Source organism: Bartonella sp. AP58NXGY, from assembly GCF_042195785.1.
GTDB lineage: Bacteria > Pseudomonadota > Alphaproteobacteria > Rhizobiales > Rhizobiaceae > Bartonella.
In genome coordinates this window covers 340-635 of the sequence record NZ_JBHIOY010000326.1, presented here as the reverse complement: position 1 = coordinate 635, position 296 = coordinate 340, and the positions used below count along the sequence as shown (strand labels likewise).

Sequence of the window (296 nt, the reverse complement as noted above, 5' to 3'; positions counted from 1 at the left end):
TTTACCTTTTTGCAAAGAAGGCGCAATAATTTCGGCAACATGATCGGTGCGTGCCGCTGTAAACAACACTGCTTCAATCAACGGTCCATATTGTTGTGTCTGCCCTGACAACAAAATATGCCGGATTGCCTCTGCCCCTGGTGTTCCTCCTGGTTCTCGTGTTGTAACAACATCATAACCTTGGCGAGAGAGATATTCAGCAAGTAAAGCAATCTGCACTGTTTTTCCTACCCCGTCCCCTCCTTCGAATGTAATAAAATAACCTGACACGTATGAACCTTAACCTTATTAGCGCG

Annotated in this window: 1 protein-coding gene; it reads right to left on the bottom strand. The window is 45.3% G+C overall.

Annotated elements, in window-relative coordinates:
- Positions 1–270: dTMP kinase (locus ACFINC_RS11205; RefSeq protein ID WP_375617250.1), on the bottom strand; the 270-nt coding region annotated here is incomplete at its 3' end.
- Positions 271–296 lie beyond the last annotated feature (26 nt).